Source organism: Stenotrophomonas sp. RIT309, from assembly GCF_000632045.1.
Classification (GTDB): Bacteria; Pseudomonadota; Gammaproteobacteria; order Xanthomonadales; family Xanthomonadaceae; genus Stenotrophomonas; species Stenotrophomonas indicatrix.
Genome location: NZ_JFYS01000041.1, coordinates 142,071 through 164,156 on the forward strand (window position 1 = coordinate 142,071; position 22,086 = coordinate 164,156).

General features: G+C 64.3%; 42 protein-coding genes, 1 tRNA gene and 1 other RNA gene. 20 read left to right on the forward strand and 24 right to left on the reverse strand.

Annotation, left to right across the window (positions count from 1 at the left end; genetic code table 11):
- From BW38_RS03405 to BW38_RS03360, 11 genes are all read right to left on the reverse strand, one after another.
- A complete protein-coding gene (locus BW38_RS03405; protein ID WP_032977723.1) occupies positions 1 to 528 on the reverse strand; it encodes a hypothetical protein in 528 nt (175 codons plus the stop codon).
- 4 nt (positions 529 to 532) lie between these two features.
- A complete protein-coding gene (locus tag BW38_RS03400) occupies positions 533 to 1,081 on the reverse strand; it encodes a hypothetical protein (protein ID WP_032977726.1) in 549 nt (182 codons plus the stop codon).
- Complete coding sequence (locus BW38_RS03395) at positions 1,081 to 1,485, reverse strand: hypothetical protein (RefSeq protein WP_032977729.1); 405 nt, start codon at positions 1,483 to 1,485, stop codon at positions 1,081 to 1,083. Before BW38_RS03395 ends, BW38_RS03400 begins: the two co-directional genes overlap by 1 nt.
- Complete coding sequence (locus tag BW38_RS03390; protein ID WP_032977732.1) at positions 1,482 to 1,766, reverse strand: hypothetical protein; 285 nt, start codon at positions 1,764 to 1,766, stop codon at positions 1,482 to 1,484. Before BW38_RS03390 ends, BW38_RS03395 begins: the two co-directional genes overlap by 4 nt.
- 29 nt (positions 1,767 to 1,795) lie before the next feature.
- Positions 1,796 to 2,092, reverse strand: a complete 297-nt coding sequence (locus tag BW38_RS03385) for a hypothetical protein (RefSeq protein WP_032977735.1) — start codon at positions 2,090 to 2,092, stop codon at positions 1,796 to 1,798.
- Positions 2,093 to 2,096: 4 nt separating this feature from the next.
- Positions 2,097 to 2,426 carry a hypothetical protein gene (locus BW38_RS03380; RefSeq protein WP_032977737.1) on the reverse strand — a complete coding sequence of 110 codons (330 nt, stop codon included), beginning with the start codon at positions 2,424 to 2,426 and terminating at the stop codon, positions 2,097 to 2,099.
- A complete protein-coding gene (locus BW38_RS03375; protein ID WP_032977739.1) occupies positions 2,423 to 2,797 on the reverse strand; it encodes a hypothetical protein in 375 nt (124 codons plus the stop codon). Before BW38_RS03375 ends, BW38_RS03380 begins: the two co-directional genes overlap by 4 nt.
- Complete coding sequence (locus BW38_RS03370; RefSeq protein WP_032977742.1) at positions 2,794 to 3,336, reverse strand: lysozyme; 543 nt, start codon at positions 3,334 to 3,336, stop codon at positions 2,794 to 2,796. Before BW38_RS03370 ends, BW38_RS03375 begins: the two co-directional genes overlap by 4 nt.
- Positions 3,329 to 3,583 carry a hypothetical protein gene (locus BW38_RS0120910; protein WP_235189995.1) on the reverse strand — a complete coding sequence of 85 codons (255 nt, stop codon included), beginning with the start codon at positions 3,581 to 3,583 and terminating at the stop codon, positions 3,329 to 3,331. The genes BW38_RS03370 and BW38_RS0120910 overlap by 8 nt, the downstream gene beginning before the upstream one ends.
- A gap of 132 nt (positions 3,584 to 3,715) precedes the next feature.
- Positions 3,716 to 3,792: transfer RNA gene (locus tag BW38_RS03365), tRNA-Met, on the reverse strand.
- 192 nt (positions 3,793 to 3,984) lie between these two features.
- A complete protein-coding gene (locus BW38_RS03360; protein WP_032977745.1) occupies positions 3,985 to 4,332 on the reverse strand; it encodes a hypothetical protein in 348 nt (115 codons plus the stop codon).
- 72 nt (positions 4,333 to 4,404) lie between these two features.
- On the opposite strand from BW38_RS03360, the gene BW38_RS03355 reads away from it, so the two are divergent.
- Entirely contained in the window at positions 4,405 to 4,872 is a 468-nt protein-coding gene (locus tag BW38_RS03355) for a hypothetical protein (RefSeq protein WP_032977747.1), read from the forward strand.
- An 18-nt stretch (positions 4,873 to 4,890) separates the two neighbouring features.
- On the opposite strand, the gene BW38_RS03350 is transcribed toward BW38_RS03355, so the two are convergent.
- Genes BW38_RS03350 through BW38_RS03320 form a run of 8 tightly spaced genes read right to left on the reverse strand, consistent with a single transcriptional unit; the run spans position 4,891 to position 10,069 of the window.
- Positions 4,891 to 5,805, reverse strand: a complete 915-nt coding sequence (locus BW38_RS03350; protein ID WP_032977948.1) for a hypothetical protein — start codon at positions 5,803 to 5,805, stop codon at positions 4,891 to 4,893.
- Positions 5,802 to 6,629, reverse strand: coding sequence for a hypothetical protein (locus tag BW38_RS03345; protein ID WP_032977749.1), 828 nt, complete (start codon positions 6,627 to 6,629; stop codon positions 5,802 to 5,804). The genes BW38_RS03350 and BW38_RS03345 overlap by 4 nt, the downstream gene beginning before the upstream one ends.
- Positions 6,626 to 6,964 carry a hypothetical protein gene (locus tag BW38_RS03340; protein ID WP_032977751.1) on the reverse strand — a complete coding sequence of 113 codons (339 nt, stop codon included), beginning with the start codon at positions 6,962 to 6,964 and terminating at the stop codon, positions 6,626 to 6,628. Before BW38_RS03340 ends, BW38_RS03345 begins: the two co-directional genes overlap by 4 nt.
- Positions 6,961 to 7,395 carry a DUF1064 domain-containing protein gene (locus tag BW38_RS21270; RefSeq protein ID WP_051585126.1) on the reverse strand — a complete coding sequence of 145 codons (435 nt, stop codon included), beginning with the start codon at positions 7,393 to 7,395 and terminating at the stop codon, positions 6,961 to 6,963. The genes BW38_RS03340 and BW38_RS21270 overlap by 4 nt, the downstream gene beginning before the upstream one ends.
- Positions 7,392 to 7,937, reverse strand: a complete 546-nt coding sequence (locus tag BW38_RS03335) for a hypothetical protein (protein WP_032977754.1) — start codon at positions 7,935 to 7,937, stop codon at positions 7,392 to 7,394. Before BW38_RS03335 ends, BW38_RS21270 begins: the two co-directional genes overlap by 4 nt.
- Positions 7,934 to 8,488, reverse strand: coding sequence for a hypothetical protein (locus BW38_RS03330; protein WP_032977757.1), 555 nt, complete (start codon positions 8,486 to 8,488; stop codon positions 7,934 to 7,936). The genes BW38_RS03335 and BW38_RS03330 overlap by 4 nt, the downstream gene beginning before the upstream one ends.
- Positions 8,481 to 9,527 (reverse strand): helix-turn-helix domain-containing protein, encoded by a 1,047-nt coding sequence (locus tag BW38_RS03325; RefSeq protein ID WP_032977758.1) that lies wholly within the window; start codon positions 9,525 to 9,527, stop codon positions 8,481 to 8,483. Before BW38_RS03325 ends, BW38_RS03330 begins: the two co-directional genes overlap by 8 nt.
- Positions 9,528 to 9,544: 17 nt before the next feature.
- Positions 9,545 to 10,069 carry a hypothetical protein gene (locus BW38_RS03320; RefSeq protein ID WP_032977761.1) on the reverse strand — a complete coding sequence of 175 codons (525 nt, stop codon included), beginning with the start codon at positions 10,067 to 10,069 and terminating at the stop codon, positions 9,545 to 9,547.
- An 82-nt stretch (positions 10,070 to 10,151) separates the two neighbouring features.
- Between BW38_RS03320 and BW38_RS21865 the strand changes: the two genes are divergently transcribed.
- Complete coding sequence (locus tag BW38_RS21865; protein WP_152543329.1) at positions 10,152 to 10,457, forward strand: hypothetical protein; 306 nt, start codon at positions 10,152 to 10,154, stop codon at positions 10,455 to 10,457.
- 229 nt (positions 10,458 to 10,686) lie between these two features.
- The gene (locus tag BW38_RS03310) at positions 10,687 to 11,028 is read left to right on the forward strand and encodes a hypothetical protein (protein WP_032977766.1); all 342 of its coding nucleotides are present in this window, start codon (positions 10,687 to 10,689) and stop codon (positions 11,026 to 11,028) included.
- A 132-nt stretch (positions 11,029 to 11,160) separates the two neighbouring features.
- Here the strand turns inward: BW38_RS03310 and BW38_RS03305 are convergent, their stop codons facing one another.
- Positions 11,161 to 11,397, reverse strand: a complete 237-nt coding sequence (locus BW38_RS03305) for a hypothetical protein (protein ID WP_032977768.1) — start codon at positions 11,395 to 11,397, stop codon at positions 11,161 to 11,163.
- A complete protein-coding gene (locus BW38_RS03300; protein WP_032977771.1) occupies positions 11,397 to 11,705 on the reverse strand; it encodes a hypothetical protein in 309 nt (102 codons plus the stop codon). The genes BW38_RS03305 and BW38_RS03300 overlap by 1 nt, the downstream gene beginning before the upstream one ends.
- Positions 11,706 to 11,778: 73 nt before the next feature.
- On the opposite strand from BW38_RS03300, the gene BW38_RS03295 reads away from it, so the two are divergent.
- From BW38_RS03295 to BW38_RS03250, 11 genes are all read left to right on the forward strand, one after another.
- Complete coding sequence (locus tag BW38_RS03295) at positions 11,779 to 12,168, forward strand: helix-turn-helix transcriptional regulator (protein ID WP_161763262.1); 390 nt, start codon at positions 11,779 to 11,781, stop codon at positions 12,166 to 12,168.
- A 6-nt stretch (positions 12,169 to 12,174) separates the two neighbouring features.
- Positions 12,175 to 12,519 (forward strand): hypothetical protein, encoded by a 345-nt coding sequence (locus BW38_RS03290; protein WP_032977777.1) that lies wholly within the window; start codon positions 12,175 to 12,177, stop codon positions 12,517 to 12,519.
- Positions 12,520 to 12,635: 116 nt separating this feature from the next.
- Positions 12,636 to 13,127, forward strand: coding sequence for a hypothetical protein (locus BW38_RS03285; protein WP_081794597.1), 492 nt, complete (start codon positions 12,636 to 12,638; stop codon positions 13,125 to 13,127).
- Positions 13,127 to 13,558 (forward strand): helix-turn-helix domain-containing protein, encoded by a 432-nt coding sequence (locus tag BW38_RS03280; protein ID WP_032977783.1) that lies wholly within the window; start codon positions 13,127 to 13,129, stop codon positions 13,556 to 13,558. Before BW38_RS03285 ends, BW38_RS03280 begins: the two co-directional genes overlap by 1 nt.
- Complete coding sequence (locus BW38_RS03275) at positions 13,555 to 13,818, forward strand: hypothetical protein (protein WP_032977786.1); 264 nt, start codon at positions 13,555 to 13,557, stop codon at positions 13,816 to 13,818. The genes BW38_RS03280 and BW38_RS03275 overlap by 4 nt, the downstream gene beginning before the upstream one ends.
- On the forward strand, positions 13,815 to 13,973 hold the full coding sequence (locus BW38_RS21955; protein WP_161763264.1) for a hypothetical protein: 159 nt from the start codon (positions 13,815 to 13,817) through the stop codon (positions 13,971 to 13,973). Before BW38_RS03275 ends, BW38_RS21955 begins: the two co-directional genes overlap by 4 nt.
- A complete protein-coding gene (locus tag BW38_RS03270) occupies positions 13,973 to 14,875 on the forward strand; it encodes a recombination-associated protein RdgC (RefSeq protein ID WP_032977788.1) in 903 nt (300 codons plus the stop codon). Before BW38_RS21955 ends, BW38_RS03270 begins: the two co-directional genes overlap by 1 nt.
- A gap of 7 nt (positions 14,876 to 14,882) precedes the next feature.
- Positions 14,883 to 15,134 carry a hypothetical protein gene (locus BW38_RS03265; protein ID WP_032977791.1) on the forward strand — a complete coding sequence of 84 codons (252 nt, stop codon included), beginning with the start codon at positions 14,883 to 14,885 and terminating at the stop codon, positions 15,132 to 15,134.
- Complete coding sequence (locus tag BW38_RS03260; RefSeq protein WP_235189996.1) at positions 15,131 to 15,847, forward strand: hypothetical protein; 717 nt, start codon at positions 15,131 to 15,133, stop codon at positions 15,845 to 15,847. The genes BW38_RS03265 and BW38_RS03260 overlap by 4 nt, the downstream gene beginning before the upstream one ends.
- Positions 15,848 to 15,850: 3 nt before the next feature.
- Positions 15,851 to 16,573 carry an HNH endonuclease signature motif containing protein gene (locus BW38_RS03255; RefSeq protein ID WP_032977794.1) on the forward strand — a complete coding sequence of 241 codons (723 nt, stop codon included), beginning with the start codon at positions 15,851 to 15,853 and terminating at the stop codon, positions 16,571 to 16,573.
- A complete protein-coding gene (locus BW38_RS03250; RefSeq protein WP_032977797.1) occupies positions 16,554 to 16,811 on the forward strand; it encodes a hypothetical protein in 258 nt (85 codons plus the stop codon). Before BW38_RS03255 ends, BW38_RS03250 begins: the two co-directional genes overlap by 20 nt.
- Before the next feature lie 95 nt (positions 16,812 to 16,906).
- Here BW38_RS03250 and BW38_RS03245 read toward each other — a convergent pair whose 3' ends face one another.
- The gene (locus BW38_RS03245) at positions 16,907 to 17,176 is read right to left on the reverse strand and encodes a hypothetical protein (RefSeq protein WP_032977800.1); all 270 of its coding nucleotides are present in this window, start codon (positions 17,174 to 17,176) and stop codon (positions 16,907 to 16,909) included.
- A 2-nt stretch (positions 17,177 to 17,178) separates the two neighbouring features.
- Between BW38_RS03245 and BW38_RS03240 the strand changes: the two genes are divergently transcribed.
- Genes BW38_RS03240 through BW38_RS03225 form a run of 4 tightly spaced genes read left to right on the forward strand, consistent with a single transcriptional unit; the run spans position 17,179 to position 19,375 of the window.
- Complete coding sequence (locus BW38_RS03240) at positions 17,179 to 17,697, forward strand: hypothetical protein (protein WP_200867513.1); 519 nt, start codon at positions 17,179 to 17,181, stop codon at positions 17,695 to 17,697.
- Positions 17,690 to 17,932 carry a hypothetical protein gene (locus tag BW38_RS03235; RefSeq protein WP_032977805.1) on the forward strand — a complete coding sequence of 81 codons (243 nt, stop codon included), beginning with the start codon at positions 17,690 to 17,692 and terminating at the stop codon, positions 17,930 to 17,932. Before BW38_RS03240 ends, BW38_RS03235 begins: the two co-directional genes overlap by 8 nt.
- Positions 17,925 to 18,203 (forward strand): hypothetical protein, encoded by a 279-nt coding sequence (locus BW38_RS03230; RefSeq protein ID WP_032977808.1) that lies wholly within the window; start codon positions 17,925 to 17,927, stop codon positions 18,201 to 18,203. Before BW38_RS03235 ends, BW38_RS03230 begins: the two co-directional genes overlap by 8 nt.
- A complete protein-coding gene (locus tag BW38_RS03225) occupies positions 18,146 to 19,375 on the forward strand; it encodes a site-specific integrase (RefSeq protein ID WP_235189997.1) in 1,230 nt (409 codons plus the stop codon). The genes BW38_RS03230 and BW38_RS03225 overlap by 58 nt, the downstream gene beginning before the upstream one ends.
- Here the strand turns inward: BW38_RS03225 and BW38_RS03220 are convergent.
- Together BW38_RS03220 and BW38_RS03215 are read right to left on the reverse strand one after the other, a co-directional pair.
- Entirely contained in the window at positions 19,318 to 20,169 is an 852-nt protein-coding gene (locus tag BW38_RS03220; protein WP_152543330.1) for a hypothetical protein, read from the reverse strand. The two genes, BW38_RS03225 and BW38_RS03220, sit on opposite strands and share 58 nt — an antisense overlap.
- Positions 20,166 to 20,999, reverse strand: coding sequence for a hypothetical protein (locus tag BW38_RS03215; protein ID WP_032977813.1), 834 nt, complete (start codon positions 20,997 to 20,999; stop codon positions 20,166 to 20,168). The genes BW38_RS03220 and BW38_RS03215 overlap by 4 nt, the downstream gene beginning before the upstream one ends.
- Before the next feature lie 197 nt (positions 21,000 to 21,196).
- On the opposite strand from BW38_RS03215, the gene ssrA reads away from it, so the two are divergent.
- Both ssrA and BW38_RS21275 read left to right on the forward strand, forming a co-directional pair.
- Positions 21,197 to 21,589, forward strand: a transfer-messenger RNA (tmRNA) gene (gene ssrA, locus BW38_RS21595).
- Positions 21,590 to 21,708: 119 nt separating this feature from the next.
- The gene (locus BW38_RS21275; protein ID WP_051585128.1) at positions 21,709 to 22,062 is read left to right on the forward strand and encodes a TM2 domain-containing protein; all 354 of its coding nucleotides are present in this window, start codon (positions 21,709 to 21,711) and stop codon (positions 22,060 to 22,062) included.
- The last annotated feature ends 24 nt before the right edge of the window (positions 22,063 to 22,086 follow it).

Sequence of the window (22,086 nt, forward strand, 5' to 3'; positions counted from 1 at the left end):
TCAGGCCCGGACGACCGGATTGCCGATCTCGGCGTTGATCTCGCCCACGCCGGTGGCCACGCCCAGGATCTGCAGGATGTGGCCCGCCGTGGTGGTACCCGATGCCAGCGGCACTACACCGCCGGGGGTGGTGTGACTCAGCACGTAGGTCGCGCCCGGGGTCAGCCCCGAAAGCGAGCTGTTCGGCCCTTCGAAGTACACGGTGGCGTCGTTGCCGATAGTGCCCACGCCGGCGCGCACGAAGCCGTGGGCGCGCTTGCCGGCGTTGGCGGCGCTGGCATCAGCCTTGCGCACCTTGGCCGTGCCGGCGTCTTCCCAGATGTTCACGTAGTCGCCCGCCGCCAGCACTTCGCTGGCCGGGTAGATCTTGGTGTCCGCGCCAATGCCTGCCGGCAGCAGCGAGTCGTCGAAGCGGCCATCCGGGCCGAGGGCCGCAATCTTGCCGGCGTCGGAAGCGCCCGCCGACGCGGTGACGCCCTCGACCTCGGTGGTGATGTTGTTCTTGAGCTGCAGGGTCTTGTCGGCCATGGGTTCAGATCCGTGCGATGGGTGTGTCGAAGTCGATCATCAGGGTGGTGGCGTTGAGCGCGCGACCGACGCACAACAGCCATCCGGTAGTGCCCGGGTTCTGCGTCAGCGTGCCGTCGGCGCCGCACCACACCGCGCCGTCGTGCCAGGCCCAGCTGGCTTCCTCGATCGTGCCGGCCAGGCGCACCGTGACGTCACCGGTGTTCGCTGACTGCAAGGCGATGCCGACGCATGCCTGGGCGTGCTCCAGCACTGCCGTGTCCGGGTGGTAGGCCCTGCCGCTGTCCAGACGGACCACGCGGTGGCCATGGATCTGCTGACCAACCGGATACGTCGCTTCCGGTGAGGTTCCATCACGGCCGGCCGGGCCTGCTGGGCCCTGGGCACCGCGGGCTGCGACCTCAACCGTTCGTGTATCGGCCTGGATCGCCTCGACCTGGGTGGTCTTTGCTGCTGCGACGATCGGGGTGCGAGGATCCCGGATGGCGACAGCGCCGCGGCGCTCAACCACGATCACGCGCGCCGCGCCTTCAGTGGCTCGGATAACAGGCATCAGCGGGTGATCTCGCCTTGGACTGTGACCTTGCCGGCCACCAGCGGGATCACGTATTCCGGATCCGCACCTTCCGGCTTGAACAGCTCCAGGCTGTAGCAGTGCTTCACCTTGCGCTCGTTGGCTGGATTCAGGACCTCGGTGGCTTTGGCGGCCACGGTGATCGAAACCACGCCGTCGAGCGGATCAGCGATGAGCAGCGAACCGACCGCGGTACTGAGCTCCATGACCAGAGTGTCCGCCTGGGTCAACCCGAACTGGCCCGCCAGCGTCCGCACCTGCATCCGCGCCTGGTAGCCGGTCAGGTCGAATGGGCTCCCATCCGGATTGGTGTAGGTGAAGTCGTCCTCCCAGGTGGCGCCGCGCACGACCGTGAGGCTGAAGCTGGCGGGCGTCCTGCTCACAGGGTCAGCTGGGCGTGCAGCGCGTTGATGATGTCGAGGGTCACCGCCGCTGCGTCCCGCTGCTGGAACAGGTGCTCGAGCAAAGGGGACGCACCGATGGCGCGCCCCGTGGACGCCGCCGCGTCGGGCTTCGCCTCTGCCAGTACCGGCGCGAGGCGACGCGCCAGCTGCTCGACAGCGATGTGCAGATCCTGCTGAGTCCGCGCCAAGTCCTTCACGGCGGATTCGATCGGCGTCTGCGGGTCCGCCAGTGGGGCCGTACCGGCTTGCTGGTTCAACATGCTGCTCTCCTATGGCGCCGGGATGGCGCTCAAAGCTGGATTACGTTCTTGGCGTCGAGCCGGCGCAGGCACTGTTCGCAGGCCTTCCGCCGCGCGTCGCAGGTGCGGAGCTTGTCGGCCAGCTGGCCGACCACGTCCCCGCCGATGTTGTCCCAGGCGTCAGCGGCGGCAGGATCTGTAGTCACGCGCACGCCGGTGTCTTCACCTGCATCGACACACGGGCGGAAGCACATCGCGTCGCACTGGGCCGGCACGCGCTGCAGGTGCTGTGCGCAGCCGGCCAGCACCATCAGTGCCGCGATCGCGAGAGCGTGGCGCAGCTGCATGACGTCAGCGCTGCGGCCAGTGCCAGCGACCAGGGTGGCTGCCGGATTCTTCGCTGGCCTCGTCCCGGCTGGTGACCCACAGCACGTCATTGCCATCCAGGAAGACCTGGGCGTTGATCTGGCCGTTCGGCTGGACCGCCACAACCATTGCGGGCAGCACGTCGCCGGCGGCGGCCTTGTTACCAATGTGTGCCTGGGCACCGACTGGCCAGGTGTTGTCGAGCAGGCGTTCCTGGATGGCCGGGCCATCGGTACGGCGCGCATTGATGCGGAGCGCGTCGGTATCGCTCAGGGTGTAGTGGACGATCCGCCCGGTCGATGGTTTCTGGGTCACTTCGCGGTCCTGCTGGTCGGCCCGAGGGCCTGGTTGATGGCATCGACCCGGGCCTGACCAGGGGCGCAATTGGCTGGCAACGGCTGCGCTGCAGCTGCTGCTCGATAGATCGTTTTGGTCCGCTCGCCGCGCTCGGCGATCCCCTCCAGCCGCTGCAGCAACTGGGCACTGTCGGACTGGGCCTGGCGCGCGATTCCCGCCGTCACCTCGAGCGTGTCCGCCAGGGTGGCGGCCCGTGCTGCAGCTGCAGCTTCACGGCGATCGCCGTACTGCCTGACGTTGAGCCACAGCGACAGGCTCAGCAGGCCGGCCAGGATGGCAACCCACTTCCAGGCTGCCCACCAGGCAGAGACGGCCGACCTGGTGATCACTGCAGGCGGCCCTGGCAGGTGGCCATTTCCCACTGCCTGCGATCGATGATTCCGCCGCACTTCGAGCTCCACTGCGGCAGCGCGCAGTCACGTTTCTCGCCGCCGATGGTGACGTACCTCCACTTCCACATTTCGGTGCAAGCAGGCTGGCGCTCGCCGGCGTTGAGCCGCTTCGCCGCGGTGCTGGCGCAGAAGGCCGGTGTGCCGATGTTGTAGGCGAAGTGGCCCCAGGCCTTGATCTCGTGGAATTCGAACTCGCCGCGGACGCACTGCCCCATGTGGCCGAGCATGGTGCGCACGTAGACCGTTTCCAGCCTGGTGCACTCGCCATCGGTGTAGCGCTTGCCCTTCACCACCGCTGGGCCCGTGATGCCGGCGCAGACAGTCAGGATGCCGGCCGAGTCGTAGTACGGCGTGTAGCGCCGCCCTTCGTGGGCCGAATCATTCGTGCCCAGGGCGGCCACCAGCGCGCCGATCAGCGCCAGCGGTGCGGCAGCGAAGCCCACACGCTGCTTGGTGCTTAGCTTGGTGTCAGCCACGGCCGCGGATCCACGCCCAGAAACGCCTGGCGTTGCCCATGCGCGCCGTCCACCAGGCCGACCAGTCACCCCAGTTCTTCACCATGACGGTGAACGTCTGGACGATGGTGAAGATGATCGTGCCAATCAGGGCCCAGTCGCTCAGGGTGTAGCCCGGCGAGTACGTCGCTGCGGTGACGCTGGCTGCCGCCCCGATCTTCGAACCCGCGACCGCCAGGTCCGTAGTGATCTGCTCTTTGATGCCCACCGCGGTTCCCCCAATGAAAGGAGGCCGGCATGGCCCACCACTACCGCGGTTGCAAGGTCGCGCGGACACCAGCAGCGCGTCTCACGACGGCCTATGTGCTGGCTTGAGTGGTGGCCATGACTACCGGCCGTTTGGTAGCGGGAGGTGGATTCGAACCACCGACCTCGTGGTTATGAGCCACGCGAGCTGCCGGACTGCTCTACCCCGCAAACAAGAAGGCCGCTGATCGACCAGTGGACTCCCACGTCCTGGTCAATCAACGGCCTTTGAATTGAGGCGCCCACAAGAACGCCCACTGTAGGAATTCAAACCTACTTTCGGTTCCCGAGGCAACTGAGGTTCCTCATGAGGAAGAAATCCTCCTCATGAGGAACAAGTGAGGTCAGGTAGGTGAACGTTTGTCAGGCGCCGCGGCTGCCTTCGACCAGCGCCACGACAAGGCCACCGATCATCGTCGTGTAGATAACCGAAGTGCCGATGGCCACGAATGCCGCCGTGCGCCGGTGGGCGAATGTTCCCCCTAGGCTCCACCCCGCACCAATGCAAATCCTCAACGCCAGAAAGGCAACGGCAATCGCTACTACGTAGTTCAGTCCTGGAATCGGGAACAACCGAGCCGGAGCAGCGAACATTGCACCGGCTGCGGTCACCAGACCCGCAGTGATGGCCAGGGCTTCACCAAACTCGTACCACTTGTCCTTTCCGCTCAACGATCTACCCCTCTCGGCGCAAGCAATGGGCGCAGCCATGGGTCTGTCCATCAGCCCCTAACAAACCTTAACAAATGTGATAATCCGGGCCAATACAGGGAGGGTGTTGCAATGGTTGAGACCGTACTGGGCATGAGCGATCTTCAGATCAAGCTCTTCACTGCGATCGGGCAGATACTGGTCGCTGCTGCGGTGGGAATCATCGCGCTACGTCAATGGCTGACGGCAAGAAACAAGCTGAAGGCTGATCTGTTCGATAGGCGCTACAAGCTATACGTCGACCTTGGTCAGTCCTTGCAGCGAATCGTGGAGGGCGATAGCAGTGCCGTTGTCCAGATGCGTCGCTTGCTGGCCGAGGCGCGATGGCTGTTTGGAGAAAAGACGGCAGAAAGGCTAAGGAAGGAGGTGGGCAACCCCTTTCAAATGCTGGCGGAAGCGAAGGATGCGGCTTGGAGCCGGACTGCCGGATCCGATCAGTCAAAGCTCGCCCAAGAACACTTAGACGCCATGGTTCCAGCATCTCAAGCTGCATTGGTACTTCCCAAGATCGTCGCACCTCATCTATCCCTCAAACACTGATTGACCAGTCTTTCTTGTTCACCACATCGCATGCCGGAACCCGCGCCTGCCTCCATGCAGAGCTTCCTGCAGGACAGCGCTGGCGCATTTGTGGGCTTTGATGTAGTTGCCCTTGCGCATCTTCGCGGACTTGGCCAGACCGGCGAACGGCTGCCGCCGCTCGGGCCACACCAGTTCATGCGCCGCGTCGTAGATCACCAGGCGCAGGCGCCAGCGATCGGCAGGCTTTCCGAGATCCAACGGCCGCGGCCGCATAGCGCGCACGTCCTTGGCCACCTGACGGTAGGCTGCGAGGGAAAGCCTTGCGATCGCAGCGGGGCCCATCCGCGTCACTACAGCGAGCGCTGTGTGCTTCTCCAGAGGGTTACGCATGTAGCCGACCGCGCCGGCGATGTCGCTGCTGCCCAGTGGCGCCAGGGTGCTTCGGCCCTCAACGGGCATACGGTAGCTCCCGCCGACCAGCAGGCGGGACAGCAGCTCCAGGACGTCTCCCTTGCCTTCGTCATCGAATCCATCCGGCGCTGCGCCCCGGCGCCGCTGTGCTGTGCCATCGTCCAGAACCGGCAGGATGGGTGCGCGCCGGCACCAGGCGTCCAACGCAGCGGCGAGAGCACCGGCGGGATCGGGGCCGACGAACACGGCTGAGGATGCCCCGCAGCTGCAGCACTGGATCTGTGCACCGCGGGGAAACAGGCTAGCCGGGACGGTGCCGCACCGACCACACTCGAGAGGCGCGGCGCTGTCGAACACTGCGCTCCGCGGCCCGCAGTGCCGGCACTGGAACTGCACGGGCTGCGACTCGCGGCCAGGCCAGCACACCCTCGCCCTGCCGTTGCAGTTGGCACAGGAGGGGATCTTCGTCCCCTTGAGAAGCGTCGCCTCGAGCTCGCGCGCGACGGCGAGTGCGTTGGTGCCGACTGCAGCTTCGTTCATGGCGCCTGTTCCTGGATCTTCTTTGCCACCACTGCAGCGCGCGCGGCGCGCGCCTGGGCCAGCACCTGCGAATAGGCCTCGGGGTGCTGCTCATCGAATGCAGGGAGGGTCCCGCGGGCCCACCTCCCCTCGCCCAGTTGCTTCAGCCACCCGTCGGTCGCACAGAAGCGGCGCGGATCCACGCCATGGGCCCGGACGCCCTTCGCAGTCGTGAAGCCATCGAGTTCGAGGTCGGCCAGCACCTTCAGCGCGCCAACCTTCCAGGGTGTCAGCTGGATCGGCGCCGGCACACCCGCGGCAACCCGCGGCACGAACTCAGGCAGCTCACAGCGCTCGGTGGGGTTCCAATCGAACCATGCTGTGGGTCCCCACTCGCGGAGATCACCGGATGCGCGGTCCCACGGGGCGGGCTGGTGCAGGCCATGCCGCTGCACCTCGCGCTGGATCTGCTGCCCGGGCTCTGTCTTCCACCGGGTGGTGCAGCTGTCCGGCACCAGGACCTGCACGCCCAGGGCATCGAGCATCCGTGCAATGCCGTAGTTTGCTGCCGTCGTACATGGCACCAGCACCGCCCTGAAGTCCGGACCCCGCTGGTCGCTGTTACTCCAGTGCGCCGGTAGGATCTGATCGGCCACCTTGGCGTTGAGCTGCAGCTTCGCCTCGATGCCGAGCTGGTGCCCGGTCGCCTTCCACACCGCGAGGATGTCGAAGCCAGCCGTCTCGGGGTAGATCTCCCAGCCGCCAGCCGCGGTCAGGGAGTCGATCAGGCACCTGCATAGTGCGGCCTCGGTCGGGAACTGCGCCTTCAGCTCTGCAGGTTTCATTGCCCCTTCCTCGTGAACGCTTTGGCCATGCCGTCGTACTTGACGACATCGGCGACCAGTTGCGAGTCCTGAGCAGCACGGGCGGCGAGCTCAGCCTCGCACGCGGGTAGCGACTGCGCTCGGAGCTCTTCGAGCCTGGCGCGTGCCTGGTTGGCCTTGTCCTGGGCCCAGAGCGCCTTTGTCGCGAACGGCCGTTCCTTGGCCGGCCGATCAACTTTGGGCGGTCCGCCAGCCGAACACCGGCGCTCGATTTCCTGCAGCAGGGCGGTGGTGGACACCGCGCTGAGGTCGACGCGGGTGCCGGCTGCGCTGCCGCTCGATCTCCAGCCGCTCATGCCAGGAGCACCTTGATCGGGTAGTGGTGCTCGACCTCGCGCTTCTTGATCCGAAATTCCTTGGTCTGCTTGCCTTTCACGTCGACAAACTCGACATCACCGGTCCGCAAGAACACTAGGAAATCCAAGACGTACTTCGTACCGCCGGGAAGGTGCATCGGCACCTGGCGCAACCAGAAGTGCACCTCACCGGCCTGCTGCCGCAGTTTCAGCTGTTCGAAGTAGCGCGCCTCCCGCTTGGAGTCGAACCGGATCCCATCAACCATCGTGACCACGTTGCCGTACTTCGATCGCTTCGGCGCCGCGGCCACTTCTTCCGGGCGCAGCGCCGGCGCCGGCTTGGTATCGACAGCGCGCGCCTTCTGCAGCAGCTGCTGCATTCCTGCAGGCATGTCCTCGACACGACTGTATCTCAACCCGCGGTTGCTCATGCGCCGGCGTCCTCGCCCTGGTTCAACAGTCGCGCAGCACGCTGTTCGAACGCAGAGATCTGAACGCGAACGCGCTGCTCAAACGCTGTGTAGTCGCGTGCGATATCGGCGAGCAGGATGTTGCACTCGGCCTGCAGGAATGCCAGCCGCTGGTCGACGGTAATCTGCCGGAACTGGCGTTGCGCCGGCAGGGCCTGCGCCGCGGCAGGGTCGCCAGCTCCGACTGCTCGAGTGCCCGGTGCCAGTGGTCGCTCCACGCGCGCCAGGCCCGCGGTAGCAGTCCACGTCGGTTCCCCGCGGCCGTACCTTGGGTTCTGTCTATCCTCGCCCTGAACGACAAGGATCTCGCCGAGCATGCCGCGCAGGATGCCAGCCACCGCCGCAGGTGTGATCGCTGCACACTCCCTGGGATGGCCCATGGCCAGGGCCAGGGTGGTCATGCCCTCATGCACTTCCGAGGCTGTCATCGGCTCACCACCTTGTTGCAGGGCGTACAGCACCTGCTGGCGGTGGTAGTTGCGCAGCTGGTCCGGGTCGATCATCGGTCCAGCCCTGCAGCAGCCATCTTGCCCGTCGCCGGCGGATGGTCGTCGTTGCCAGGCTCTGCGGATCCCTTGCCGAAGATCTCCGCTATCTCCCGCTCAGCACGACGCAGGGCTTCAGGACTGGCCGGTACCGGCGGCGACGCTGCGGCTTGGCCGAGCACCGCTACTGGCTCTTCCGGCAGCCTCCCGCCGCGCATCACGTATTCGCGTGCCTGGTCGTAGGCCTCGCGCAGCAGGCGGTCGCTCTTGTCGGCGCTCGAGGTGCGGTACCGGTGGCCGTCCAGATACTGCCACACGAGTCGCGTGAACCCGTCCCGGCGGCCGGTGTCGTTGCGAACGGCGGCGAAGCTCGGCACACCGAGGCAGCGCAGACGGAATTCCGGCAGGGTCGGTGGCCACGGATCAGCCGAGGCAATGCTCGACCCAAGGCCAGCGGCCAGCTGCTCACCGGTGAGCCCGGCAAGGCCCTTCGCCCACGTCGCCGCCGCGCCACCACTGGGATCCTCACCGTAGGCGCTGGTCCAGCGGTACCCGTAGATCTCAGCCATGCGCACCCACAGCGTTCGCGTAGCCCGGGCCGTCAAGGGCGCCTGTTGCGCCGGCGGCGGCATCTGCCTCTGCAGCGGCGTCACGGAGCTCGTCTTCTTCTGCTCGACGTCGGACTCGTTCGGCAGCAGAGCCTGAATTGTTGGCATGGTCGGTCCCCTCGGGTTTCGGTGTTACGGGCAGTGCCAGGCCTGCAGCCATCGTCTGGCGCAGGGAGCGGTTGAGGTCGTGGCCGTCGGCCGTGAGCTGGCGGAAGCGCGGCTGCAGCTCCAACCAGCTGCTGATCGACATCGGCTTGCCCAGCACGCGGCGGTGCCGCACGAACCTGGCCAGGACTTGCGGGTCCAGGCCCGGCGGCAAACGGGGGATGCCCATCAGCTCGCGGTTGACCTCGTCGGCGCTGAGCTGCGGCATCACCGCTTCGTCGTCGCGCGCCTGCGCGTTTGACGATTCAATGACCTTTACTGATCTTTCATGACCTTTAGGGTCCGTCTCGCGTACCGGTTGAGTGCGCGAGACGGACCGGTCAGGTTCGTGAGACGTACCGGTCGAGTTCGCGAGACGTACCGGTCCTTCCTGCGTACCGGTATTTCCCGCGTACCGGTCGGCGCCTCCAGACTCTCCTGACCAGTCCGTGTCGCGGACCGGTTCGGCATCCGTACCGGTGTGTTTGGCGGACTGGTCGGCCCCTTCGTCGCTCTCGGACAGGTCCGTCTGGCGAACCGGTTTGGATGCGCGCCGCGGCTTCGACGCGAATGCGTTCTTGTCCAGACGGCCAAGGTTGAGGCTGTAACGGTTGCTGTACTTCGTCCCGCCGGCGTCGCTGCCGCCGCGGCGAATGGTCAGGACCTGATTGTCTTCCAGCCACGCGATCGCGCTCAGCAGCGCTGTCTTGCTGAGGCAGGTCTTCTCGATCAGCGTGGTGAAGCCCGGGAAGGCCATTCCGAAGTCGTCTGCATGCCACGCGATCGCCATCAGCACCGCCTTTGCGGGCGGTGGCATCTGTAGCGGCCAGCAGAGCTTCGTGATTTCGTTACTCATTGCGCAGGCCTATCCCGTTACGGGCAGCCCACCATGACGACGGCGTTTGCCTTTCCAGGCGCGCTCCATTCGTTGGGGCTGCAGAACTGCGCGCGACCCTGTCCATGGACGGCACCTTGGCGCGGCTCCGGCGCGGGCGTGTTGAGGCGTTCCAGCTGGCTGGCGACGCGCTCCGTGGCGGCTGCACACTGTGCCTGGACATCGAGCAACTGCTGCATCAGCTCCTGCCGGCGGTGTTCGGTGGGGATCAACCGGACCTCGTAGCCGAGATCGGCGGCCATGGCCAGGAAAAGCTGGTGGCGGCCGAAGCGGCGCATCAGCGCCCACAGCTCGCCGATCTTGAAGAACTCGGCCTTGTTCGGGTTGAGGCAGCTATTGAACTTTGCAACAGCGCTGGTCCAGTCCTTCAGCTTCTCCTGGTCCCAGAAGCCGTTGTCCAGCAGGAACTGAATCATCGCGTTGCGGGTGTGTGCGTCGACATCGCACGTGGCCTTCAGGGCCGCCAGCGCGTCCTGCAGCCAGGTTTCATCGATCCAGGGCATGGGAGTCCTCGGTAGTAGGGGCGGGCCCTCCGGCTGGCAGAATGGGGGTGCAACCCAACCCAAACACCAACCGGAGACACCCATGGCAGATTTGCAGCAACTTGCAATTGACTTTGACGGCTTCCAGCATCGCGTCCGCGGCCAGTTCGAGGCGGTCGCTCAGGACATGGAAGTACTCCATGGTGAGAAGGCAGCCATGGACCTGTGGATCCATGCGCTCATCGCGACTCATCCAAATCCGGCCGCGCTGAAGGCTCAGGTCCAAGATCTTGTTGGACATGTAGAGAAGGCCGGTACGCCAGACTGGGCTGTTCAGAGACGAGATGCCCTGACCCGAATTCTTCAGCGGTATGGCGCCTTCTTCGAGCAGGTTCATCCGGGGGTCTGATTTCCCCAGAGCTATCGTCGAAGACCGGCGCCCAATGCCCTGGTCGCCTTGGGTCTCGCGGGCCGGCGGTAAACACTAGGTCCGATGCGCCGACATGTTTGTCGGCCATCGGTTTGCTATCGCCAGACATCACTCGGCACCTCCCGATAATCGTGGCGCGCCCGCATTCGTAGGAAACTTGTGCCGACTACTGACAGAATCGGCGTCCCCCGAGCAATTGACGTTCCTCATGACCCCATCCGAACTGGAAGCCCGATTCGCCCAATACGACGAACGAATCGCCGCGTTGGAGGCTGAAAAGCAGGCGAACAGCTGGTTCACGCTGGCCGTCATTGGCAGTCATCCCGACACAGAGATGCTGCTCGAGGTAGTTCGCGCCGCCATCCAAACACTGCGCGGCAAAACCTCGCCCGAAGGCCCAACCGGCGTGGCCGCTGCGACCGTGCTTCGCCTGTTGGAGATCGAGCGTCAGATCCTGAAGGCGCAGCAGAGCCGACAGGAGCTGGCGGAGGCGGCGGAAGCGGAGCGGCTGTTGGAACAGCAACGCGCTGGTTCTGAGCAGGAACGCTAGAGACCGGCTGCCGCTGCTCCAGCGCGCGCACCCGGCGCTCCAGCGCCCCGATGCGCTTCAGCACCGCGGTCATGACGGTCGGCGTTGTGGCTGGCAGTGGATTTGCCAGACCGCGCTTCTGGTGCCCGCTGTTCATTGCGCCCTCCGGGTGAACAGCGCCGCGAGGCGCGCCCAGAAACCGACCGCCGCCGGCGCCTGCGTCTCAATACGCATGGAGTCTTTGTGCTGCTGGACGCGCCAAGCGCTGAGGTCGTCGACCTGGCGCTGCAGGTCCCTGACCTGGTTGCGCAGCGCGCGGATCTCGCGGATCTCACGGCCGTGGCCTTGGCCCTCCCCTTCGCGAGGGTTGCTGAGGTGTCGACGGGCCATCAGGCTGTCTCCAGCGGGACGATGCGGCCGGCGTCCACGTCGCCGCTCGGTTCGGCGCGCAGTTCCATAACCGGATCCGCCTGCGCCACCACTTCGGCCAGGCCGCCCCGCTCCAGGCCTTCGAAGGCGTTCAGCGCCTCGATCAGCTGCTGCAGGCTCGCGATCGTCGGGTTGGTGATCTGCCCGTGCGCCAGCTTTGTCAGCCACGAATAGCCGATGTCCGGGTTCTGCCGGGCGATCTCGGCGTACTTCCCTTCATGCGTACGCAGGCGCACCACGGTTTGATGCAAGAGGGTATCGGCGTCCATGGCCTCAACCTATCATTCTAATGCTAGGCAATCAAGCATCGAAGAGCGTTCAGCCATCACTAGCATGGTAGCCATGGCTAAACGTCCCTCGAGTGCTGATGTCATCGCCGCCAATGTGCGCCGATTGATGAAGCACCTGAACCTCTCTCAGGCAGAGCTCGGCCGCAAAGCCGGGGTTGCGCAAACTCTCCTGTCGGGGCTACTGAGCCCGGACGGCGCCTCCAAGAACCCAACATCTTCGACCGTCGACAAGCTCGCTGACGCCTTCAAGATCACGCCTTGGAAGCTCCTGGTTCAGGACATCGCGCTGGATAGCCTCTTGGACGAGGAGATCGAACGCTTGGTGGACGCCTTCGCCACGGTGCCACCAGAGGGCCGTCTGACAATTCTGCGGGTGGCAGATGCTGAAGTCCGCTACGCCCAGGTGCCGGCGACCGTTCCGATCAAGGACACAGGGACATGATCAGCCATGGGAATACTCGACTTTCTTGGTAATGCCGCAGGCGTCAAGACGATGCAGACAGGCGCGGATGTGTTCATACACCGCCATACGCGCGTCGTTACCTTCAATCTGCCGACCCAATGGCGTGACCACGCCAACAAGCTCGTCAAGGAACGCTTCCAGCAGCAGCTCGTGCAGTCCGAAATGGATGCGGCGCTGCTGAAGCTCGCTGTGTTCTGGACCTGCGCGATGCAAAGCGACCCTGCTCGGGCGGAGCAAATTGCTGACGCCATGTATGACCTGCGCACTGCGGCAGGAGGCGGGATCACGCCCGGCCTGTCCCTCGAAGTCATGGGATTCACCGGCCACTAAATCCTGATCAATCAGCTGCTTAGCACCAGGTCGTGTCTATCTATCATTTTAGTGCTTGACCGTTCCAGAAACTATCATTATGTTGCTAGCCATCCCAAGCACGGATGGTTGAGCACATGTCTGCACTGTCTTCGTCGCTGTACCTGGCACTGGGGGCTCTCGGAGCCACCGGCCTTGGCGCCTTCTTCTCCCCATCGTCCCCTTCCACAGACGAACCCGGCCAGGCCGTCCGGGCACCAGCTGCATTGGTGATCACCAGCCCGCGCATCTGCGCGGCGCTGGAGGTCTACACCTTGGCTACCGAGAACGACTGGGGCCTGCGGGCCACGATCGCCCAGGCGGTCCTCAACGGCTACAACGAGACCGGCCGCGTGCCGAATTGCGCCGCCGGCGTATCCGCGACGCTGGCCAACGACTTCTCCTCGTACCGCTGGCAGCTTGCGCTCGACGCCGTCGACGCCGTGGCCAGCGGCAGCTATTCCGTTTCCCCTGACGCCTGCGCCCGGGCCAATACCGTCGTCCCCCTGTCGACGAAAGAAACCACCTCCCCTGTGGTGGCCCGGGCGCGGTGCGTCATCTATGACCTGGCTTTCGTGGAGGTGCACTGATGACCTCCAACGAACGCCGCTGCCGCGTCTGCGGCTGCACCGAGCAGCAGGCTTGCCCTGGCGGTTGCTCCTGGGTAGGCCCCGACCTGTGCAGCAGCTGCGCCGCGGCCGCGGGCCCGGGCGCCGAAGACGCCATGGCCGTCGTCGTGCGCCAGCGTCTGCTGATCGCCGGCAGCAGCATCAAACTCAGCCGCACCGAGGCCGTGGTGATGCAGGTTCTGGTCGCGGCCCCTGATCGCCTGGTGGAAGTCGAGGCGCTGCATGCCGCGATGTACCCGGGTAGCAAGCCGCCGTCACGGGAGTCCAACGTCCTGCAGGTGCTGGTATCGCGCCTGCGGCGCAAGCTGACTGCCGCTGGCCACAAGCACGCCATCGAGACAATCCGCCTGCGCGGCTACCGCTTCGTGATGCCCCAAGGCGGTACCCAATGACCGCCGACCTGCACCTGCTTGGCCATGGCGTCGACGCCATCGTGCAGCACGACCTGGACCGTATGCCGCCGGCGATCACCCCTGAAGCGCGCGTGCAGCGTTACCAGCGCGCGGTGTGCGTTGCACCACCGGACCAGTGGCGCGCGCTGCGGATCCGTTTCGGCTCGATCTTCCAGATCGCCTGGAGCGCGGGGGTGAAGCCGGACCTGGCCACCTGGGCCCGCAAGTTCAAGCGCATCGCCGAGGCCTGCAAGCCATGAGGCTCTTCCACGTCCATATCCCGGGCGTGGCTGGAACGCACAGCGTCATCGCAGAAGCCGAACAGGCCGCGATCGACGACGCGCTCTACGCCCTGGGCCTTTCCGAGCTGCCCGAAGGCAGCAGCGTCACTTCTGAACAGACCGGAGACACCTGATGTTCTTCCGCAACCTCACGATGTTCACCTATCCGCAGCTGCAGATGTTCGACTGGCAGGACGGCCTGCAGGCGAACGCACTGAAGCCGGTTGGTCCGCTGGAAATGTGCTCGGCCGGCTTCATTTCGCCGTTCGGCCGCGAAGAGAAGGAGCAGCTGTCGCACGAGATCGGCCGCTGCATGTGGATGACCATCGGCACCGAAGAGAAGATCCTGCCTCCCGCAGTGGTGAACAACCTGCTCGAGCTCAAGCTGCAGGACATCGAGGAACAGGAGGGGCGCCGTCCCGGCGGTCGCGAGCGGAAACGCATCAAGGACGACCTGCTGCACGAGCTGTTGCCCCGCGCCTTCGTCCGGCCCACCCGCACAGATCTCTACCTGGACCACCAGCGCGGTGTCGTGTTTGTCGATACCAGCAGCCGTAGGACGGGCGAGAACGCCATGAGCCAGCTGCGCAACGTGGTCGGCAGCTTCCCGACGCTGCCGCTGAACGCCGAGGTATCGCCGCGGGCGATCCTGACCAGGTGGGTTGCCGGCGAGCCGCTGCCCGATGGCCTCAGCCTGGGCGAGGAATGCGAACTGCGCGACCCGGTCGAAGGCGGCGCAATCGTCCGCTGCCAGCACCACGAACTGCGATGCGACGAGGTCGACCTGCACCTGGAGACAGGCAAGCAGGTCACCAAGCTCGCCCTGGTGCTGGAGGACCACCTGTCCTTCGTCCTCGGCGACGACCTGATCGTTCGCAAGCTCCGCTTCCTGGACGGCGCCGTTGAGCAGCTGCAACACGGGGACGAAGACGGCCGGCGCGCCGAGATCGACGCCCGCTTCGCCCTGCAGATCGCCGAGGTCGGCCGGCTGCACGACCTGATCCGCGAGCAGTTCCGCCTTACCACCTACGCATGAGGTTGCCGTGCACCCGACTTCCCTGATCACCGGCCGTTTCCCTCTCAAGATGCTGCTGCCTCATGCGCTGGCTCAGGCGCGCGCGGCGAGCCCAGAGCTGGCAAGGCACCTGCGCCGCATTGCGCCACGCCACCGCACTACCTGGGCGCCGGCCGGTGGTGGCCACGCCGAGCGCGCGCGCCGCGTGCGCCAAATCCAGTCCGGCACGCTGACCGCTGCCAATGGCCTGACCCCCATGTTCACGGGGGATCACCCATGAGCCGCGTGCGCGCCTTCCTGTGCGCCCTGTTCGGCTGTGCGCGCGACTGGCCGGACATGGAATCGTGCGGCCGCTGTGGCAGCTACATGGATCTGCAAGGGCCACCGCGCACGATGGGCCGGCGCCTGCTGGAGCGCTTCGCAGCAGCACTGATCCAGCGCGGCGCCCGCACGCCCTACTTCCACCTGGTCAACGCCGACGGCACGCCGTACATGGACCGCTTCTGGCTGCTGCGCATCGGCCGCGCCGGCGTTGACGACCGTGGCCAGCCTCGTCCCTGGTTGGCCCTGCGGCTACACCACATCCGCAGCAGCGACCACGGCGTCGTCTTCCATGATCATCCCTGGTCGTTCTTCAGCCTGATCCTGCGCGGAGGCTACTTCGAACACAGGCCCTTCGACGGTCCGCTGCCGGCGGTACCGGATGCAGTGCCGTCGGCGATCACCGAGGAACCGTATTCGTCGACCTGGTACGGCGCTGGCCAGTTGCTATTCCGCCGCGCTGAAGGCTGGCATCGCATCGCGCTGGCCGACGGCCTGCAGGTCGAGGGCACCTGGACACTGGTGCTGACCCTGCCGCCGCGCGCCTGCAGCTGGGGCTTCCGTATCCGCGGCCAGAAGATCGAGCACCGCGAGTACTTCCGGAAGGAAGCCGTTCGGCAGCGCGCGCGGCAGCAGATCCACGCACCGAAGCGCACGGACTGGATCCCGTGAACCATGACGCGCAAGTCACACCCCAACGCGCGCCGGCCCTGGACAGCCGACGAGGACGAGACGCTACGGCTCAACTGGCCGCGGTTCCCCGCCTTCCTGATCGCGTACGTCCTCGAGCGGCCCAAGGCCGCGGTTTACCGGCGCGCAGCGGCGCTGGGCCTGCAGAAGGCCGAGGACTTCCACACCCAGCCGCTGGCCGCGCTCTGGAACGGGACGCAGGAACCGGGATCGATCGCCTCACGGATCAAGCCTGGGGCCACGCCGGCGAACAAGGGTCTGCGCCGACCTGGCTGGTATGCCGGCCGGATGCGGGAAACCCAGTTCAAGAAGGGGCGACCGGCGAGCGAGGCGCGCAACTACGTGCCGATCGGGACCGAGAAGGTCGATCCGAAACGGAAGGTGCTGATGCGCAAGGTCACAGACGACCCAGCCCTGTTCCCGGTCAGTCGCTGGCGCCCGGTGCACGTGATGGTCTGGGAGGCGGCAAACGGCCCGGTACCGGAGGGACACATCGTGGTGTTCCGGCCAGGCCTGAAGACGCTGGTAGCCGCAGAGATCACTGCTGATCGCCTTGAGGCCGTAACCCTCGCCGAGAACATGCGGCGCAACAGCTACCACAACCGGTTCCCGCCGGAACTGAAAGAACTTGTCCACCTGAAGGCGCGAATCACTCGCCGCGTCAGGAGACGAATCGAGGAGCAAGAAGATGAAGAACAAGGTCAGTGATGTCCGCGACCACCTGGTCGCCATGCTCGAACGCCTGGGCGACGATGACCTAAGCGCCGAACAGATGGGCCAGGTCATCGAGCGCGCCAAGGCCACGACCATCGTGGCCACCACCTACATCGGCGCGGTGAAGGTCGAGCTCGACGCAATCCGTCTGGCACACGACACGGGGAACCTGACAGCGGCAGTTGCCGAGCCGCAACGGCTTCCCACGTTGCCAGTAGGCCAGAGGCGCTGACCATGACGATCAGTACCCAACCAGCCGTCGAAGACTCAAAGTGCCTTCACAGGACCCTTCGGATGAACACGAGGCTCCACTCACCGGAACTGGATCTAGCTAGGGCCGAACGGAATGAATTCATCACCATCGACCCACTGCCCCCCGGCCTGACTCAACACTTTGTTGGTCTCAGCATCAACAATTGGGCCCCTAAAACCGTCTATCAGAAGCGATACCAACTCCAGACAGGACCGGCGATCCGGGAAGGTCTCACGCGCGTCGATGACTATCAGGCCCTCCATGGTCTTCAGACGCCAGCGCCAGCCATGAAAGCCGCCAATGCGGGCAAGCATGCCGTTGTATCGGTAGACCTCCACGTACATCGTTGTCCACCTATAGGGGCACGAGCGGTGATCGTACGCTCAATCTGGAGCGCTGCACGGGCGGGGGGCAAATGAGCCTCCCCTACGAGAACGCCACCAGCGGCAACAATGCGATCAATGACATCCAGAAGATGCTGCGCAGCTTCGGCTGCCAGCGCTTCGCCACGGGTGAAGACTACGAGACCGGCGAGCTGTTCATCCAGTTCGAGCACCGCGGGCGGCAGGTGCAGCTCAAGGCCAGCGCCCGCGGCTACGCCGCCGCGTGGCTGCGGGAGCACCCCTACGGCCCCCGGATCCGCGCAACGCGGGCCGACCACGAGGCCAAGGCCCTGAAGATCGGCGGCATCGCCGTCTACTCGATCCTGCGTGACTGGGTTAAAGGCCAAGTTACCGCAATCGAGATCGGAATGCTGACGTTCGAGGCCGCATTCCTGTCGCACATCCTGCTGTCCAGCGGCCAGACGGTGATCGAGCACGTGCAACAACAGAAGCTGCTGCCGCGGGAGGCAGACCATGGCTGACACAGGCACTGCCGACGGCACTTCCACCCGGATCCTGCAGCTGCTGCAGGAGGGGCCGGGCCTGGCCGGCGAGCTGGCCGCCGAGCTGGCCGCCGAGCTGCAGCTGCCTTCGAACCGGGTCAGCAGCTACCTGCACCAGCTGGCCAAGACGGGCCGGGTGCAGCGTGCGCCCTTCCACGGTCCCGACGAACGCCCGTCGGTCCTCTGGAGCCTGCAGGCGGTGCCCCATGAGTAGCCACGCCCCCTCAGCGCGAGGATTGTCGAGGGCCGCATCCCCCGCGAACCTGCGCCCGGTCCGATTCGTCACGCTCAAGCAGTTCGAGGCACTGACCGGCTACACGGTCGACGCGATCAACTCGAAGATCAAGCGCGGCGATTGGCTGGAGGGCGCTGTGTTCTACAAGGCGCCAGATGGAAGAAATCTGATCGATCTTGAGGGGTACGAAGAGTGGGTAGTCCAAGGCAAAGTGGCGTCCGGCCAGTTTCACAAAGCAGCATCGAGATAGCCTTCCACTATCGTGGCAAACGCTGCCGTGAGCGGCTGAAGCTGGCCCCGACCGCACGGCACCTGCGGTACTGCGAAAACCTGCTCGGCCAGATCAAGATCGAGATCGAGAAGGGCTCGTTCGACTATGCAACGCATTTCCCCACCAGCAAGCGGGCCCGTCAGGTGGCGGTCCGCCCTGCTGCCCTAGACACCCTGGAACAGGTGCTGACGCGATGGCTGGCGCTGAAGGAGCCCGAGCTCGAGCACAGCAGCCTGATCGGGTACCGGCGCATCGTTGAGAACATCCTGGTGCCGCGTTGTGGTGCAATCGCACTTCGAGACTTCGACCGCATTGCCCTGAAGGAGCTGGTGGCCACGTTCGACGAGGCGACGTCGGCCAAGCGCATCAACAACGTCCTGGGCCCGCTCCGCGGCGCCCTCGATGAGGCGGTGGCCGACGACCTGATCCCGAACAACCCGCTCGATGGGTTCAGGGTGAAACGGCGCGCCAAGGCCAACGCTCGTGAAGAGGTAGACCCCTTCACGCCTGAGGAAGTCCGGGCGATCCTCGCCGCCTGTCGCGACGACCAGGTGCGCAACTACTGCCAGTTCAACTTCGCCACGGGCCTGCGGACCTCGGAGATGATTGGTCTCTGCTGGTCGGACATCGATTGGCGCAAGGGCACCGTCAAGATCCGGCGCGCATGGGTCATGGGCAAGATGAAGGCACCTAAGACAGAGTCCGGCGTGCGCGAGGTGCAACTGCTGCAGCCGGCGATCGATGCCCTGAAGGCCCAGCGCGCCCATACGGCTACCGCCGGCGAGTTCGTCTTCCACGATCCCAGGACCAACGCACGGTGGGGGTCGGATCAGAGCATCCGCGCCGGCGAATGGCAGCGCGCGCTGCGCAAGGCCGGCGTCCGGTACCGGTACCCTTATCAGATGCGCCACACCTTCGCCTCCCAGGCACTCAGCGCCGGCGAGAACGTCATGTGGGTTGCGCGGCAGATGGGCCACCGCGACTGGACAATCACGGCGAAGAAGTACGGCCGCTGGATTCCATCGATCGTCCCGGACGCCGGCTCAAAAGCAACGGCAATCTGGCTGCCTCCATTGAATCCATCCGCTGATGGTCAGGCGACAAGCATATCCGCCACAACATCTTCCGCTACAAGAAGTGGATCAGAATAACTCTTCATTTCCACACCCACCTTGTTGAACTTCCAAGAGAAATCATCCAGGAGTTCATCAAACCTTTCGGCCGCCGCTGCACCCGAGTCGTGCCGAACCACGTACATCAACATGCGATCCCCTTGGTAGACCCGTCTCGCAATCTGCAGGTCATTGTCAGCGCGAAGCAATCTGAGCTCGGCGTCCTTCTTCTTGGCAAACCTTGCCGATACGATGGTCCCAAGGGCCCTATTGGACTGCAAAGGAATGTCTAGATAGTGAGTCTTCCCAGGTTCCCGCACTTCAAACTGATTTCCCCCTCGAATAATGGACTCAGCGCGCAGCCCAGAGATCCGCCGAAGCTCGTCAAAAACAATGTTGCGAATGGCGTCTGTCGGCTCAGTCCTAAGACCCGAAACTACACGCTCCGCATCTGCGCGTGGACGCGCCAAGGGAACGGTGCGAACAAAGAGATCATCGACAACTGTGCAGACGTCAGTGCCGGAGGCATACTTTTCCTCACTGAGAAAGACGCCGGTCGCAGGTATTTCGAAACCTTCAGCGAGTGCGTCGCCAACGACCCTCACAAGGAACTGCGCGTCACTTGCCACGCTTGCGTCATACAGACACTTGACCCGGTCAAATGACTCAATCAGGCGCACAACGCTCTGGCCATTAGCGAGCTTGACCCGGACGCCCAGGTTCAGCACTTCGCCCGTGGCTGCATCTGGCCGCCAGCGAATGTTCTGCCAGATGCCTTCAACAGCCTGGCAATTAGGTTGGGTGGCCTTGCTGAGTAGACTTGTCAGATTCATAGCAGCACCTGAAATGCTGTCTTGTAGTGTTTCGGAACGAATGTAGCTCGCTCCTCCAAAAAGTCCTTCACATCTTGCTCCTCGAGCCCCTCCACGAGAAGCGGCAGCCACTCTGATAGGTCGAGATCTGCCTTGGCGAGAACATCCGCATGGGCCTCAAATGCACTGAGAACCCCGGATCTGACCTTAAGTGGGGCATGCTCAACGTTCTCAGAGTTCCACGCAATGAGAGCCAGCATATTTGTGTGATGCACTCGAGACCTGTCGAGTGGGACGGCCCAAGCGTTTCCCGTACAGACCCGACCATGGTCGATCACAGCATATTTCCCAGGCGCCATGCGGACCAAGTTTCCGAGATTTCGATCCTCGTTGAGTACCCACGCATCTAAGGCAACGACATCAACGAGCTTTTGCCACTTCTTCAGATCGTCGCGGAGCGCCTGAAGACCGTGCTGTTCTTTCCATCGAAACGTTTGCTTTGGAGTGCCACCGCCGACATCCTCGACGCACCACGCTACGACGCGGCCTTCCGCTTCCTTCATGGGCCTGAACCCAGCTGGCAAGTAGCCCGCTTGCGTCGCCGACAGCAATATCACTGCGGATCGCGCGGGCACGTCGATCGCGGCGTGCTTCGCCAAGACGTAGCCGATCAATTCGTTGACCAGGCCCTTAGGAGCGTCATCCTCGTGGTAGACCTTCACATAGGCATCGACTGGCGAGCCTGGCTCGAACTCTACCCTCGCCCTGTGTGTATTGGCGTCACGGCCGTCAGCTGCCTCATCGAGATAGGATAGGTAACTGTTTGGTCCCAACAGCTGTGTGACAGACATGCCGCGGCTCCTTGCCCCCTGAGCGTCCGGGAAGAGCGTCGCATAGGCTGCGAACGTTCAGCAAGTGGAGATGAACGAAGGCCTGTTGCCGCGTGACTGTTCAGGAAGATTGCCGTACTATCCGTTTCGTTGGGCAGGGTCAGTGCCAGCTTTTTGCCAGCATTGACCCCAGAAGCCTTGCAATACTTGAAGAAACCGGGGGTGCATTGGTTTCGACGGGGGTTGTGAAGTCGCCTGGCGCATGCCGAGGGGGTAGCTTTCCTCGTAAATCCAGCTGCAAAACTCTAGTTGCCAACGACGACAACTACGCTCCGGTCGCTCTCGCAGCCTAAAAACTGCGGTGCGTGACCTTCTGCCGACTTAGGCGGAGCCTCGAAACTGCTTGTGTCCATGCTCGCAGCGTAGAGTCATTATCATGGAATCGCGCTGGGCGGCTGCCTGTCAGTCCGGCACAAGAACACAACAGGCTGGTTCCCGGGTGCGCTTTGCACACCGTGCTGCTCGGGGATGAGATTCAACGGTGAGCTAAGCATGTAGTGCTGGGGATGGAGTGCCTTCGGACGGCGGTTCAATTCCGCCCACCTCCACCATTTGTACCGCCCTTCGGGGCACGAAAAGCCAGATCTCCCGTCGATTGGGGTCTGGCTTTTTTGTTGGCCGCATCAGGTCCAGAACCGCTGCCTCGACAAGGAGAAGCACCGTGGCGTTGATGAACAGCTCCGAATGCAACTGCAAGGCACGCAGCGATACGGCGATCTGCCCGACCTGCGATGCAGCTGCCCCACCGGCCACTCAGCAGCCAATCGACGCTGTCTATGCGGCACCGGTATCGCAATCCGCGCCTATCGCCAGGAACCGTGCCATCTACATCCTGCTCGCCTTGTTCCTGGGCATTTTCGGCGTGCACAACTTCTATGCTGGTTACCACGGACGCGCGGTCTGCCAACTACTGATCACGCTGTTGTTGGGCTGGCTCTTGATCGGCGTGCTGTTCACCGGCCTATGGGCACTGGTGGAAATGATCACAGTGGAAACCGACGACTCTGGCGTGCAGATGGTGTAATCCCTGGCTACGGGAGGGGCTGCC